This window comes from Streptomyces turgidiscabies Car8 (assembly GCF_000331005.1).
Lineage (GTDB): Bacteria > Actinomycetota > Actinomycetes > Streptomycetales > Streptomycetaceae > Streptomyces > Streptomyces turgidiscabies.
On the sequence record NZ_AEJB01000523.1, the window covers coordinates 1 to 14527 of the forward strand.

Genomic DNA, 14527 nt, shown 5'->3' on the forward strand with positions numbered 1-14527 from the left:
CCGCCGCCCCTACCCGTCCCGTCCTGTTCCTGGGGGCTGCGCCCCCAGACCCCCCTGCCGGCCCTGAAGGGGCCTTGTCCTCAATCGCCGGACGGGCTGGATCAGGCCTTGCGTACCGACAGGAGGTCCTCCAGCTGTTCCTCCCTCGCCTGGGCGGCTACGAACAGGAGTTCGTCGCCTGCCTCCAGGGAGTCCTCCCGGGTCGGGGTCAGGACCCGGGTGCCGCGGATGATCGCCACCAGGGACGTGTCCTCCGGCCAGTCCACGTCGCCGACCTGGATGCCGGCCAGCGCCGACTCCGGGGGGAGGGTCAGTTCCACGAGGTTCGCGTCGCCGTGGCTGAAGCGCAGCAGGCGTACCAGGTCGCCCACGCTCACCGCCTCCTCGACCAGGGCCGACATTAGACGGGGTGTGGAGACCGCCACGTCCACACCCCAGGACTCGTTGAACAGCCACTCGTTCTTGGGGTTGTTGACGCGGGCGACGACGCGCGGAACGCCGTACTCCGTCTTCGCGAGGAGGGACACGACCAGGTTGACCTTGTCGTCGCCCGTCGCGGCGATCACGACGTTGCAGCGCTGCAGCGCCGCCTCGTCCAGCGACGTGATCTCGCAGGCGTCGGCCAGCAGCCACTCCGCCAGGGGGACTCGTTCGACCGAGATGGCCGTGGGAGCCTTGTCGATCAGCAGGATCTCGTGGCCGTTCTCCAGCAGTTCGCCCGCGATCGAGCGTCCGACGGCACCGGCACCGGCAATGGCGACCCTCATCAGTGACCGGCCTCCTCTTCAGGGCCCTCGGCGAAGGACGCCTCGACCTTCTCGACGTCGTCCGTACGCATCATCACGTGCACCAGGTCGCCCTCCTGCAGCACCGTCTGCGAGGTGGGCAGAACCGCCTCGCCCAGGCGGGTGAGGAAGGCGACACGCACGCCGGTCTCGTCCTGCATCTTGCTGATCTTGTGGCCCACCCAGGCCGACGACGCGTGCACCTCCGCGAGCTGTACGCCCCCGGTGGGATCGCGCCACAGGGGCTCCGCACCGGACGGCAGCAGCCTGCGCAGCATCTGGTCGGCCGTCCAGCGGACCGTGGCGACGGTCGGGATGCCCAGGCGCTGGTAGACCTCTGCGCGGCGGGGGTCGTAGATGCGGGCCGCGACGTTCTCGATGCCGAACATCTCGCGGGCCACCCGTGCGGCGATGATGTTCGAGTTGTCACCGCTGGAGACGGCGGCGAAGGCGCCGGCCTCCTCGATGCCCGCCTCGCGCAGGGTGTCCTGGTCGAAGCCGACTCCGGTGACACGACGGCCGCCGAACCCGGAGCCCAGTCGTCGGAAGGCGGTGGGGTCCCGGTCGATCACTGCGACCGTGTGCCCCTGTTGCTCCAGGGTCTGGGCGAGAGCGGAACCCACTCTGCCGCAGCCCATGATGACGATGTGCACGACCGTCCTTCCGATCCGATGTCGAAGCCCGCCGTTGTTGACTTGGCTTGAACAGGGTCTCAGACCCCCGCCCAAGCTACACACGCACGGTCGCCGGAGGGCACCCCCGTGTGCGCTCCGTCTGTACCTGTGGGCCGTCTACCTGCGGCTGATGCTGCGCACGCTGGCCGCGGTCAGAAGGGCGAGGACGACGAGCGCTGCGGCGGCGCCGATCAGCTCGGCGGCGAGATGCGGCATGGGGTCTCCCGGGCAAGAGGGGAAGCGAGGGGGGAAACGAGAAGATCGGCGAGGTGACTAAAGGGGGCATAAAGGGTGCTGCGATTTCGTCATATAGCCATGAGGACGCCGTCCCGGGGGCATCCGCCTGTCTCGGATGCCGGGATTTCACTCGACGGCCCGTCGGGATTTCACCCGGATGTGCCCAGAACAAGGCGGGGAGCTTACGATCCTGTCCGTGTCCAAACTGACCGACGTGCCCAAACGGATCCTGATCGGGCGCGCACTGCGCAGTGATCGGCTCGGCGAAACGCTCCTGCCGAAGCGCATCGCTCTCCCCGTCTTCGCCTCCGACCCCCTCTCCTCCGTGGCCTACGCCCCGGGGGAGGTGCTGCTGGTCCTGTCGATCGCGGGCGTGTCGGCGTACCACTTCAGCCCGTGGATCGCGGTCGCTGTCGTCGTACTGATGTTCACCGTGGTCGCCTCCTACCGGCAGAACGTGCACGCGTACCCGAGCGGCGGCGGCGACTACGAGGTGGCGACCACCAACCTCGGTCCCAAGGCCGGCCTCACGGTCGCCAGCGCGCTGCTCGTCGACTACGTGCTGACCGTCGCCGTGTCGATCGCCTCGGGCATCGAGAACCTCGGCTCCGCCGTCCCCTTCGTCGTCGAGCACAAGGTGTTCTGCGCGATCGCCGTCATCGTGCTGCTCACGCTGATGAACCTGCGGGGCGTCAAGGAGTCCGGGAAGCTGTTCGCGATCCCGACGTACGTGTTCGTCGCCGGAGTCTTCATCATGATCGCGTGGGGTGCGTTCCGCGGTCTGGTGCTGGGCGACACCATGCGTGCGCCGACGGCCGGCTTCACGATCAAGGCCGAACACCAGGGACTCGCCGGGTTCGCACTCGTGTTCCTGCTGCTGCGCGCGTTCTCCTCCGGCTGTGCCGCGCTCACCGGCGTCGAGGCCATCTCCAACGGTGTGCCGGCCTTCCGCAAGCCGAAGTCCAAGAACGCGGCGACCACGCTCGCGGCGATGGGCCTCCTCGCCGTCACCATGTTCTGCGGGATCATCGTCCTGGCCATGACCACCAAGGTGCGGATGGCCGAGCACCCCGCGGAGGACCTGCTGGACAAGGGAGTCGAGGTCGGCTCCGGCTACGTCCAGAACCCGGTGATCTCGCAGGTCGCCGAGGCCGTGTTCGGCGACGGCAGCTTCTTCTTCATCCTGCTGGCCACCGCCACCGCGCTGGTGCTCTTCCTGGCCGCCAACACCGCGTACAACGGCTTCCCGCTGCTCGGCTCGATCCTCGCGCAGGACCGCTACCTCCCGCGCCAGCTGCACACCCGCGGTGACCGGCTCGCCTTCTCCAACGGCATCGTGCTGCTCGCCGGTGCCGCTGTCCTGCTGGTGTGGATCTACGGGGCGGACTCGACCCGCCTCATCCAGCTGTACATCGTCGGCGTGTTCGTTTCCTTCACGCTCAGCCAGACCGGCATGGTCCGGCACTGGAACCGCCACCTGGCCACCGAGAAGGACCAGACGAAGCGCCGCCAGATGAAGCGCTCCCGGGCCATCAACACCTTCGGCGCCTTCTTCACCGGGCTGGTGCTGGTCGTCGTACTCGGTACGAAGTTCACGCACGGTGCCTGGGTGGCGCTGCTCGGCATGGTGATCTTCTACGCGGTGATGACGGCGATCCGTAAGCACTACGACCGCGTCTCCGCAGAGATCGCCGCCCCGGAGGGCCCCGGCGACGACAGCGTACGGCCGTCCCGGGTGCACTCGGTCGTCCTGATCTCCAAGATCCACCGGCCCACGCTGCGCGCCCTCGCGTACGCGAAACTGATGCGCTCCGACACCCTGGAGGCGCTCAGCGTCAACGTCGACCCGGCGGAGACGAAGGCGCTGCAGGAGGAGTGGGAGCGGCGGGGGATCACCGTCCCGCTGAAGGTGCTCGACTCGCCGTACCGGGAGATCACCCGGCCGGTGATCGAGTACGTGAAGGGGCTGCGCCGGGAGTCGCCGCGCGACGCCGTGTCCGTGATCATCCCGGAGTACGTGGTCGGCCACTGGTACGAGCAGCTGCTGCACAACCAGAGCGCGCTGCGGCTCAAGGGGCGCCTGCTGTTCACCCCGGGTGTCATGGTGACGTCGGTGCCCTACCAGCTCCAGTCGTCCGAGGTGGCCAAGAAGCGGGCCCGCAAGCGCCAGGACTGGAACGCGCCCGGATCCGTCCGGCGCGGTCCCGCGCAGGAGTCGTCGCAGGAGCCGGGCAGGAAGAACTGACGGCTGCCGAGACCACGTCCGGTCTCGGCTTGTGGTGAGTGGTCGGGCGGCACCCACGTAGACTGGTGGGCTGTTGTCCGGCCGTTCCCTTTTCTCTCCCCTGGAGTCACCCCGCCATGCAGGCAGAACCGAAGAAATCGCTGGCGGGGCAGGAGTACGAGGTCGAGGTCGGTCCCGTCGCCCATGGCGGGCACTGCGTCGCCCGTACGGATGACGGTCAGGTCCTCTTCGTACGGCACACGCTGCCCGGTGAGCGCGTCGTGGCCCGGGTGACGGACGGCGAGGAAGGCGCGCGGTTCCTGCGCGCCGACGCGGTGGAGGTGCTGACGGCGTCCAAGGACCGGGTCGAGGCACCCTGTCCGTACGCCGGCCCCGGCCGCTGCGGCGGCTGCGACTGGCAGCACGCCAAGCCGGGCGCGCAGCGCCGCCTCAAGGGCGAGGTCATCACCGAGCAGCTGCAGCGGCTCGCCGGGCTGACCCCGGAGGAGGCCGGCTGGGACGGCACGGTGATGCCGGCCGAGGGCGACAAGCTGCCGCCGGGCGAGGTACCTCAGTGGCGTACGAGGGTCCAGTACGCGGTGGACGCGGACGGCAACGCCGGGCTGCGGCGCCACCGTTCGCACGAGGTCGAGCCGATCGAGCACTGCATGATCGCGGCGCCCGGTGTCAGCGAGCTGGGCATCGAGAAGCACGACTGGTCCGGCATGGAGTCCGTCGACGTGATCGCCGCGACCGGATCCCAGGACCGCATGGTCATCCTGGAGCCGAAGCCGGGCGCCCGCCTGCCCCTCGTCGAGCTCGACAAGCCGGTCTCCGTCATGCGCGTCGAGGAGCACGACGGTGGCATCCACCGAGTCCACGGCCGCGCGTTCGTCCGCGAGCGCGCCGACGGCCGTACGCACCGGGTCGGCAGCGGCGGCTTCTGGCAGGTCCACCCGGCCGCGGCGGACATGCTGACCAAGGCGGTCATGCAGGGCCTGCTCCCGCGCAAGGGCGACATGGCCCTCGACCTCTACTGCGGCGTCGGCCTGTTCGCGGGCGCCCTCGCCGACCGGATCGGCGAGAAGGGCGCGGTCCTCGGTATCGAGTCGGGCAAGCGCGCGGTCGAGGACGCCCGGCACAACCTGGCCGCCTTCGACCGAGTCCGCATCGAACAGGGCAAGGTCGAGGCGGTCCTGCCGCGCACCGGTATCACCGAGGTCGACCTGATCGTCCTGGACCCGCCGCGGGCGGGCGCCGGCCGCAAGACGGTCGAGCAGCTGGTGAAGCTCGGGGCACGCAAGATCGCCTACGTGGCCTGCGACCCGGCGGCGCTGGCCCGTGACCTGGGGTACTTCAAGGACGGGGGGTACCGGGTGCGGACGCTGCGGGCTTTCGATCTGTTCCCGATGACGCATCACGTGGAGTGCGTGGCGATTCTGGAGCCTGCGGCGAAGGGCGCCTGACCTGCGGTTTCATGCGTGCGAATGATGTGCGGTGTGGGCGTGCGGGCGATGCCCTGACGCCGAAATGACGCTCGTGACGCTCATGTGACGCTCGTTCTGATGGGATGTCAGGCGGCTTCCGGGCCGGCCGGTTCCAGGTCGGTGTGACCGGGCCCGACAGCCCCTCGCGGGTGGTGGTCTGCTCGCAGAGGTCGGTGCCGGGGCGTGCTGACCGCGGCGAGCCTGTCCTCCGCGTCCCAGGTGTGACGCCAGGTGTCTGGCGTGCGGGACAGCCGGGTCTTCTGCCTCAGGACGATACGGCCGGGCTCGTCGTCTCGTGGCGGACGGCTCCGGCGCGGTTGATGCGGGTGCCCTCGTACGTGCGAGCGCCGTTGGCCTCCGGTCCCGGGGGCGGCCGTCAGCGCCTCAGCGCGCGTGCTCGGTCAGACCCGCCTCGAGCCCACCGCGGCGAACACGCCTGGCAACGGCCGTCAGGGTGCCCAGGTGGTCCGCGGGGGTTTCCCCCGTGGGGTGACTCGGCGGCTGCGGCGCTGACCTCGGCCGTCGTACCCGTCTGTGCGGTTGCGACGTTGCACAGCCCTTCGGCCCGATCGAATGCGGGAGTGTGTCCTTCGTGGCGCGACAACCGGCCGCCGGGTCAGGGCCGGCCGGTCTCGCGGGCCCGGGCAGGCGGTCCCCGTCCCGGCTCCGGTCGCGGCGCGGGGAGCGAAGGGTACGGGCAGCGGGCGGGCGCTGAGTGCCCGTTCGGGCCTCTGCCTCTGATCGTTTTCGGCCAGGGTGTCGATTCCGCGTCCGTCGGCGGGGCGGTGGACATCGTGGATCCGGCCACGGGTCCCATCGTTTTCCGGCTACTCCCACCTCCTCCCACCTGCGCCTCGGCCCGGTGGGCCGACCGCGCAAGGCGGTTGCCCGGTATGGCTGGATCGGATCACCTGTGCGATAGCGAATCGGCCATCCGTGCGGGTGGGGCGGCCGGATCTCAGGGGCGGAATCCGACCACTACAGGTCCCGGGGAGTGTCGGGGTTACCGGGCGTAAGGGGCAACGAGTTTCCGGAAGTGGTATTTCACCCCGGATTACTCGATGCGAATTCGCACACCTGATCTCTTGTATGGTCCAAGGAAAGTAAAGAGAATTCCCCATTCCGCGCCGTCGAAGCCCCTGACCTCAGTCGCGGCTGAAAAACACCAGGGAACCGGCCCGACCGCTCAGGTATTGTCGTCCAGGCGCTCTGGTGAGGATGGTGGGCGGAGCTCTGGGGGGAACATCCGTGGGTGAGCGGCTCGCTTTCAAGATCCTGGGGCCTCTGTCGGTGACGGCGAACGGCCGTGCGCTCACCGTCGGCGGTGCGCGTCAGCGAACGGTCCTGGCTTTGCTGCTGCTCAATCCCGGCCGGATCGTGCCGGTCGACACTCTCGTCGACGCTGTCTGGAACAGCGGTCCTCCCGCAACCGCCCGCACCCAGATAGCGATCGTGATCGCCGCGCTGCGCAAGACCTTCAAGGCCGAGGGCGTCACCGAGGACATCATCGTCACCGCCCACCCCGGTTACGTCCTCAGATCCGAGGGCCACGCGGTCGACTCGGTGGACTTCGCCCGGCTGGTCAAGGACGCGGAGACGGCAGCGGAGCAGGGCCGGCACGCCGACGCGGCCGACAGCTACGCGCAGGCCCTCGCCCTGTGGACGGGCCCCGCCTTCGCCGGGGTCGCCAGCCCGGTGGTGGAGGACGAGGCCGCCCGGCTCGAAGGGCACCGTCTCAACGCCTACGACGACGCCACCGCCGTCCTGCTCGAACTCGGCAGCCACCAGGACCTCGTACCGGAGCTGGCGGCCGTCGTGCGGGAGCATCCGCTGCGCGAGCGCACCCGGCATCATCTGATGCTCGCGCAGTACCGGTCCGGGCGGCGGGCCGAGGCGATGGGCACCTTCCGGGAGGCGCGCGCCCAGTTCATCGAGGAACTCGGCATGGAGCCGGGCCCCGACCTCCAGGAACTGCACGACGCGATCCTGCGCGACGACCCTTCCCTCGCCCCCACGCCGCCGGTTTCCACCACCGATGCGCTGCGCTCCGACTCCGTCATCGTCCCCTCCGAACTCCCGCCGGACGTGCCCGGCTTCACCGGCCGCGCTGCCGAACTGGGGTTACTGGAGCTGCTGGTGGCCGGCCGGGACCGGCAACAGGGGCCCGCCTTCGGGCTGATCACCGGCATCGCGGGCGTCGGCAAGACCGGCCTCGCGGTTCGCTGGGCCCACCGGGCCGCCGCCCACTTCCCGGACGGACGGCTTTTCGCCGACCTGCGTGGCTACGACGAGGAGCACGAGCCGACCGTCGCCGCCGACGTCATCAGCCGCTTCCTGCGCTCGCTGGGCGTTCCCAGTGACCAGATACCGCCGGAGACGGAGGCGCTCGTCGCGCTGTACCGCAGCGTGCTGGCCGAGCGGCAGGTGCTGGTCGTCCTGGACAACGTCCGTTCCTATGCGCAGCTGCGGACCCTGCTGCCCGGCAGCGGGCGCTGCGCCGTGCTGGTCACCAGCCGGGACCAGCTGGAGGAACTGGTCACCTGGCCGCAGGAGGCCCGGGTGCACCTCGGCGTGCTGCCCGAGCCGGAGGCCGTGGAACTGCTCGGCCGGATCGTCGGCACGGAACGCATCGCCCTGGCCCGCGCCGACACCGCACGGCTGGCCGAACTGTGCGACCGGCTGCCCCTGGCCCTGCGTATCGCCGCCGCCCGGCTCGCCTCCAAACCGCACTGGACCGTACGACACCTGGTGACCCGGCTCGACGACGAGGCACACCGGCTGGACGAGCTGAGCCAGGGCGCTTCCCGCGTGCGGGCCAGCTTCGCGCTGTCGTACCGCTATCTGCCCGAGGACGCGGCGCTGCTCTACCGGCGGCTCGGCCTGCTCGACGTGCCGGACTTCGCGGCCTGGGTCGGCGGCGCGCTGCTCGACATCGACGTGCTGGACGCCGAGCGGATCATGGAGGATCTCGTCGATGCCCAGTTCGTGGAGGTCGTCGGCGTCGACGCGACCGGCCGGCTGCGCTACCGGCTGCAGAACCTGATGCGCCTCTACGCCCGTGAGCGGGCCCACGCCGAGGAGCCGCCGGATGCCCAGCGGGCTGCCCGCGAGCGTGCCTTCCGTACCTGGCTGACGATCGCGGAGGAGGCCCACCGGCGGGAGTTCGGCGGCCACTTCAGCGTCGTGTACAGCGAGGTGGTGCGCCGGCCGGTCGACCCCATCCACCTCGACGAACTCCTCGACTCGCCGCTGGAGTGGCTGGAGGCGGAACGCCTGTCGCTGGTCGCCGCGGTCGAGCAGACGGCCGCCCTGGGCATGGACGACCTCGCCTGGGACCTCACGGTCTCGGCGGCGGTGCTCTTCGAAACCCGCCACTACCTGGACGACTGGCGGATCTGCTCCGAGGCGGCGCTGGCCGCGGCCCGCCGGACCGGCAACCTGCGCGGACAGGCCGCCATGCTTCACCAACTCGGCGGCGTCGCCCAGTCCCACCGCAGGCTGGAGGAGGCGCACGCCCGCTACAGCGAGGCGCTGGAACTGTTCGAGCAGGCCGGCGAGGAGCACGGGCAGGCGCTGAACCTGCGCAACCTGTCGATCCTGGACCGGTTCCGCGGCAACCTGGACGTCGCCATGGAGCGGCTGCGGACGGCCCGGGACATCCTGCGCCGGGTCGGTGACACCTCTTCCGAGGCACACACGCTCGACAACATGGCGCAGATCGAGCTGGACCGCGGCTACACCGAGCCGGCGATGAAGCTGAGTCTCGAAGCGGTACAGCTCATGGAGTCGATCGGCGACGGCAGTCGGCGTGGCGCCGCCCAGACCCTGCACCGGCTGGGCCGGGTGCATCTGGCCCGGGCGGATTTCGACCTGGCGGAAAAAGCGTTCCAGCAGGTGGTCGCGCTGGTCACCGACAAGTCCGACCGGGTGGGTCTCGCCTACGCTCTGCTGGGACTCGGGGAGAGCCGCCTGGGCGCGGACGAGGTGGACGCCGCCGCGACCACGCTGACCGAGGCGCTGGAGATCGTCGAACGCATCGACGCCCCCCTCGTCGACGGCCGCATCAACCTCGCCCTCGGCGAAGCGCTGCGCCGCCTGGGCCGCCACGGCGCGGCCCGTCTACGGCTGACCGCCGCCCACGACGTCTTCGTCCGCGCCGACGCCCCGCAGTGGCGCGCGGAGGCGGAAGGCGCGCTGGCCCTCCTGGAGAACGACGAAGGGTGACGCCGGGCGGCAGCGGGACGGGGAGCCCGGGCCCCCGCGAGTGCCGTTGTAGACGACCGATACCCCACCGATAAGCGGGCTGCCTACGTTCGGCCGATACCACTGTCAGCCGAAATGTGGAGTACACGATGCCGCCTGTCGCCAAGGCGCCCACCTTCGCCGTGATCTCCGGGGCCCAGGTCCACCGGGTCCTGGCGGGCCGGCACCAGGAGGTGGTGCGTCTGATCGAAACGGCGTACCGCGTCCACGGTGCCGGTGACACCGTCAATCCGCCGTCCTACTTCCTTCGCTTCCCCGACCGGCCGGCCTCCCGCATCATCGCGCTCCCCGCGTCGATCGGCGGCGGCATAGGCGTGGACGGCCTCAAATGGATCTCCAGCTTCCCCGGCAACGTCGCGACGGGCCTCCCGCGCGCCTCCGGCGTGCTCATCCTCAACGACCCGGACACCGGCTATCCGCTGGCCTGCCTGGAGAGTTCGATCATCAGCGCGGCCCGTACGGCCGCCTCGGCGGCGCTGGCCGCCGATACCCTCGGCCGGGCGCGCGGTGACCGGCCGCGCCGCGTCGGCTTCTTCGGCACCGGTCTCATCGCCCGGTACATCCACCAGTATCTGGCGGGTACCGGCTGGGAGTTCGACGAGATCGGCGTGCACGACCTGTCGGCGGAGCACGCCGCCGGGTTCGCCGGACACCTCGACCGCTCCGGGTCCGGGGGCCGGGTCACCGTGCACGGGTCGGCCGAGGACCTCGTCCGCGGCAGCGACCTCGTCGTCTTCGCCACCGTCGCCGGCACCCCGCACGTCACCGACCCGGGCTGGTTCGGCCACAACCCGCTGGTGCTGCACGTGTCGCTGCGTGATCTGGCGCCCGAGGTGATCCTCACCGGCGCCAACTTCGTCGACGACGTGGAGCACTGCCTGAAGGCTGACACCTCCCCGCACCTGGCCGAACGGCTCAGCGGCGGACGGGAGTTCATCGACGGCACCCTCTACGGCGTGCTGACAGGCACGGCCGGTGTGCCCGCCGACCGGCCGGTGTTCTTCTCGCCGTTCGGACTCGGCGTCCTCGACCTCGCCGTCGGCAAGCACGTCTACGACCGGCTGCTCGACTCCGGTGAACTCGCCGTCGAGCAGGACTTCTTCCACGAGCTGCGCCGCTACGGCTGACCATCGCCCGCCACCTTTCGAGGATGGGGTTCACCCATGACCACACTGCTCGACTCACCGCCCCGAGCGGCCGGCGCACCACGCCGGTCCCTCACCGTCCGCGTCGACGAGATCGTCCTGCCCCCGCACGACCCGCTGGACCTGTACACGGCGCTGCGCGCCCGCGCCGCCGACGAGGTGTTCCTCCTGGAGAGCCTCGCCGCCCCCGAGGAGGACGGCAACGGAGCCGTCGTCGGCCACGGCCGGCTCGCCGAACTCCAGGTGCACTCCGATCGCGTCACCGTCGACGGAGCCCCCGCCGTCACCGAGGCGCTGCACGCCGCCGCCGTCGGCCTGGGGCTGGCCGAACTGCCGGACGGGGCCCGCGCCCTGGCCGACGCCGACCAGGTGTGGGAGCTGCTGCGGGCCGCCCAGCGGGCGTTCACCGTGGAGAGTTCGGTGCCCGCGGACGGATACGCCTTCGGCTTCCTGACCACCGTCGGCTACGGCGCCGCCTGGCACATGGAACGGCTGCCCGAGCGCACCGTCGACGGCGGCCCCGACCTCGTCCTGACCCTCTTCCGTGAGGTCGTGCGCTACGACCTCGACGCGGGCACCGCCCGGCTGCTCACCGCCCGCTGCCCGGACTTCCCACCCGCCGCGGTCCCCGGCCTCGTCGCCACGGTCGCCGCCGGGCTGCGCCCGTCCGCGCCGGAGCCCGCCCCGCTGCCTCCGGTGCCCGCCCCGCGCGAAGTCCGCGACAGCACCGACGAGCGGGCCTTCCTCGCCCAGGTGGAACGCTGCATGGCACACATCGGCGTCGGGGACATCTACCAGATCCAGATCGGCCATCGCATCGACGTGGACACCGAACTGACGCCGCTGGACGTCTACCGGCGGCTGCGGCACCGCAACCCGTCGCCGTACATGTACCTCGTCCCGCGCGACGGCTCCACGCTCATCGGCGCCAGCCCCGAGGTGCTGTTCGGCACCGAGGGCGACCGGATCGTCATGCGGCCCATCGCCGGCACCACCCCGCGCAGCGGCGACCCGGCGATCGACGGGCCGCGCATCGAGGCACTGAAGGCCAGCGAGAAGGAACGCGCCGAGCACGTCATGCTGGTCGACCTGTGCCGCAACGACATCGGCCGGGTCAGTGTGCCGGGCACGCTGGACGTGCAGCGGCTGATGACCGTGGAGACGTACTCGCACGTCTTCCACCTGGTCTCCACCGTCGAGGGTGTCCTCGCGCCAGGCGAGGACACCTGGTCGGTGCTGCGCGCCACCTTCCCGGCCGGCACGGTCACCGGCGCCCCCAAGATCCGCGCCATGGAGATCATCGAGGAGTTGGAGAGCGTGCCCCGGCGGATGTACGCGGGCGCGGTCGGTCTGGTCGACGTACGCGGCTGGTCCCGGCTCGCCCTGTGTATCCGCACCATCACCCACGACGGGACGGCGTACTCGACCCAGAGCTGCGCCGGCATCGTCGCCGACTCCGAGCCGCTCGCCGAGTGGCACGAGACGCTGCACAAGATGGGCGCCGCCTATTGGGCGCTGACCGGTGAGGAGCTGCTGCCGTGAAGGTCCTGCTCGTCGACGCCTACGACAGCTTCACCCACATCATCGACCAGTACCTGCGCACGCTGGGCGCCGAGACCGACGTGGTGCGCTCAGGCACCCGCACCCCGGCGCAACTCGTGGCCCTGGGGGCACAGGCGGTCGTGCTGGGACCCGGGCCGGGCCATCCGGCCGACTCGGGGCACGTGGAGCTGGTGCACACCTTCGCCGGGCGGGTGCCACTGCTCGGCATCTGCCTCGGCCACCAGGCGATCGGCCTTGCCTACGGGGCACGGATCTCCGTCGCCGCCCGGCTCAAGCACGGCAAGACCAGCCCCGTCGCGCACGACGGCGCCGGGGTCTTCACCGCCCTCGGCGACGAGGTGACCGCCACCCGGTACCACTCGCTCGTCGTCGACGAGCCGTTGCCGCGGGAGCTGACCGTGACGGCACGGGCTGCCGACGACGGCTATGTCATGGGTCTGCGGCACCGCGCGTTGGCGGTGGAAGGGGTGCAGTTCCATCCCGAGTCCGTCACCACGGTGGGTGGAATGCGGCTGCTGGAGAATTTCCTGCGAATGTCCGCACGAGACGTCGTACCGACTTCCTGAGGAATTTAATTCTTCCGGGTATGGCGCGTATGGGTCGGGGGAAGGGCATCCGCAACCCTCGCGCAACCCCCGGAATCTGTGAGTCCGAATTTCTCTTTAACCCATTGTGACCTGCGAGTATATCGCCGTTATTGCTCCAGTGGAGATCGGTGAAGCGCCTCCGATAATCAACTAAAGCCGTAGCTCCGTAATTTTCTCGGTGTCGGGACGGGACGGACCGAAACTACGAGAACTATTAACGGGGAGACGGAAATGCAGCTCACGCAGATCAAGAAGTCCGGGATCCAGGCCCTCGTCGTAGCCGCCTTCGCGGCCGGCGCCCTCTTCACCGGCGTGGCGGCCGGCGGCGGCGATGTGGACCCGTGGAGCAACGTGGTGGCCGGCGGCGGCGGCGGTGTGGACCCGTGGAGCAACGTGGTGGCCGGCGGCGGCGGCGGTGTGGATCCGTGGAGCAACGTGGTGGCCGGCGACGGCGGCGATGTGGACCCCTGGAGCTGACGCCCGCGGGGCACCGTCCCCGGACCGGATGACCGAACCGGATGACTGAAGGAGAACCGGAGTGAACGCAAGGACCGCATCGGGTGGGCCGCAACGGTCCTGGCCCGGGCTGCTCGGCTCCGTCCTGAACGGTCGCGACCTGTCCGAGCCGGACACCGCGTGGGTGATGGACCAGGTGATGCGGGGCAATGCCTCCGACGCCCTGATCGCCGGCTTCCTGGTGGCGCTGCGCGCCAAGGGGGAGACGGTCGGCGAACTGGAAGGGCTGGTGCGGGGCATGATGGCGCACGCGGTACACATCGACGTGCCGGGGAGGACAGTCGATGTGGTGGGCACCGGAGGGGACGGGGCGAAGACCGTCAACATCTCCACGATGTCCGCGGTCGTGGCGGCGGGCGCGGGGGCGCGCGTCGTCAAGCACGGCAACCGCGCCTCCAGTTCCGCCTCGGGCTCGGCCGACGTACTGGAGAAGCTCGGGGTGAGTCTGCGGCTGCCGCCGGGCCAGGTGGCAGCACTGGCGGAGGAGGTCGGGATCACGTTCTGCTTCGCCCCGGACTTCCATCCGGCGATGCGGCACGCGGCGGTCGCCCGGCGCGCGCTCGGCATCCACACCGTCTTCAACGCCCTCGGGCCGCTGACCAACCCTGCGGCGCCCGCGGCCCAGGCGGTCGGCGTCGCCGACGCCCGGCTGCTGCCGCTCGTCGCCGGGGTGCTGGCGCGCCGGGGGGTCGACGCGCTGGTGTTCCGCGGCGACGACGGGCTGGACGAACTGACCGTCACCACCACCTCCACCGTCCTCACGGTGGAAGGCGGCACGGTCCGCCAGGAGTCGCTCGACCCACGATCCCTCGGTTTCGGGTACGCCCCGGTCGAGGCGCTGCGCGGGGCGGACGCCGGATACAACGCGGACGTGGCGCGGCGGATCCTTGACGGTGAGCGGGGACCGGTGCGGGACGCGGTCCTCCTCTCGGCCGCCGCCGCGCTGGCCGCGCTGGAGCCGGCCGGCGGACGGACGGTCGCCGAACGTCTCGCCCCGGCCGTCGGCCGGGCCGCTGAGGCGATCGACTCGGGAGCCGCCCGGGCCA

The 14527-nt window shown here is 70.7% G+C and carries 10 protein-coding genes and 1 pseudogene; 8 read left to right on the forward strand and 3 right to left on the reverse strand.

The window, feature by feature from the left end; translation table 11 throughout:
* Window positions 1-101: 101 nt before the first annotated feature.
* Together STRTUCAR8_RS38175 and STRTUCAR8_RS38180 are read right to left on the reverse strand one after the other, a co-directional pair.
* The gene (locus STRTUCAR8_RS38175; protein ID WP_006381697.1) at window positions 102-767 is read right to left on the reverse strand and encodes a potassium channel family protein; all 666 of its coding nucleotides are present in this window, start codon (window positions 765-767) and stop codon (window positions 102-104) included.
* A complete protein-coding gene (locus STRTUCAR8_RS38180; protein WP_006381696.1) occupies window positions 767-1438 on the reverse strand; it encodes a potassium channel family protein in 672 nt (223 codons plus the stop codon). The genes STRTUCAR8_RS38175 and STRTUCAR8_RS38180 overlap by 1 nt, the downstream gene beginning before the upstream one ends.
* A gap of 454 nt (window positions 1439-1892) precedes the next feature.
* On the opposite strand from STRTUCAR8_RS38180, the gene STRTUCAR8_RS38185 reads away from it, so the two are divergent.
* The gene (locus STRTUCAR8_RS38185) at window positions 1893-3941 is read left to right on the forward strand and encodes an APC family permease (protein WP_044473588.1); all 2049 of its coding nucleotides are present in this window, start codon (window positions 1893-1895) and stop codon (window positions 3939-3941) included.
* 116 nt (window positions 3942-4057) lie between these two features.
* Window positions 4058-5386 carry a class I SAM-dependent RNA methyltransferase gene (locus STRTUCAR8_RS38190; protein WP_006381688.1) on the forward strand — a complete coding sequence of 443 codons (1329 nt, stop codon included), beginning with the start codon at window positions 4058-4060 and terminating at the stop codon, window positions 5384-5386.
* Between the two features lie 161 nt (window positions 5387-5547).
* On the opposite strand, the pseudogene STRTUCAR8_RS55900 reads toward STRTUCAR8_RS38190, so the two are convergent.
* A pseudogene (locus STRTUCAR8_RS55900) lies at window positions 5548-5774 on the reverse strand (hypothetical protein); the annotation flags it as partial.
* Between the two features lie 881 nt (window positions 5775-6655).
* On the opposite strand from STRTUCAR8_RS55900, the gene STRTUCAR8_RS38195 reads away from it, so the two are divergent.
* The 6 genes from STRTUCAR8_RS38195 to trpD all read left to right on the forward strand — a co-directional run.
* Complete coding sequence (locus STRTUCAR8_RS38195; RefSeq protein WP_006381690.1) at window positions 6656-9631, forward strand: AfsR/SARP family transcriptional regulator; 2976 nt, start codon at window positions 6656-6658, stop codon at window positions 9629-9631.
* Between the two features lie 128 nt (window positions 9632-9759).
* On the forward strand, window positions 9760-10797 hold the full coding sequence (gene sbnB / locus STRTUCAR8_RS38200; RefSeq protein ID WP_006381689.1) for a 2,3-diaminopropionate biosynthesis protein SbnB: 1038 nt from the start codon (window positions 9760-9762) through the stop codon (window positions 10795-10797).
* Window positions 10798-10833: 36 nt separating this feature from the next.
* Complete coding sequence (locus STRTUCAR8_RS38205; RefSeq protein ID WP_006381695.1) at window positions 10834-12357, forward strand: anthranilate synthase component I family protein; 1524 nt, start codon at window positions 10834-10836, stop codon at window positions 12355-12357.
* The gene (locus STRTUCAR8_RS38210) at window positions 12354-12944 is read left to right on the forward strand and encodes an anthranilate synthase component II (RefSeq protein ID WP_006381692.1); all 591 of its coding nucleotides are present in this window, start codon (window positions 12354-12356) and stop codon (window positions 12942-12944) included. The genes STRTUCAR8_RS38205 and STRTUCAR8_RS38210 overlap by 4 nt, the downstream gene beginning before the upstream one ends.
* Window positions 12945-13196: 252 nt before the next feature.
* A complete protein-coding gene (locus STRTUCAR8_RS38215; protein WP_006381691.1) occupies window positions 13197-13442 on the forward strand; it encodes a hypothetical protein in 246 nt (81 codons plus the stop codon).
* 61 nt (window positions 13443-13503) lie between these two features.
* Window positions 13504-14527 (forward strand): anthranilate phosphoribosyltransferase (gene trpD / locus STRTUCAR8_RS38220; RefSeq protein ID WP_006381687.1); only part of this gene is annotated, 1024 nt, incomplete at its 3' end.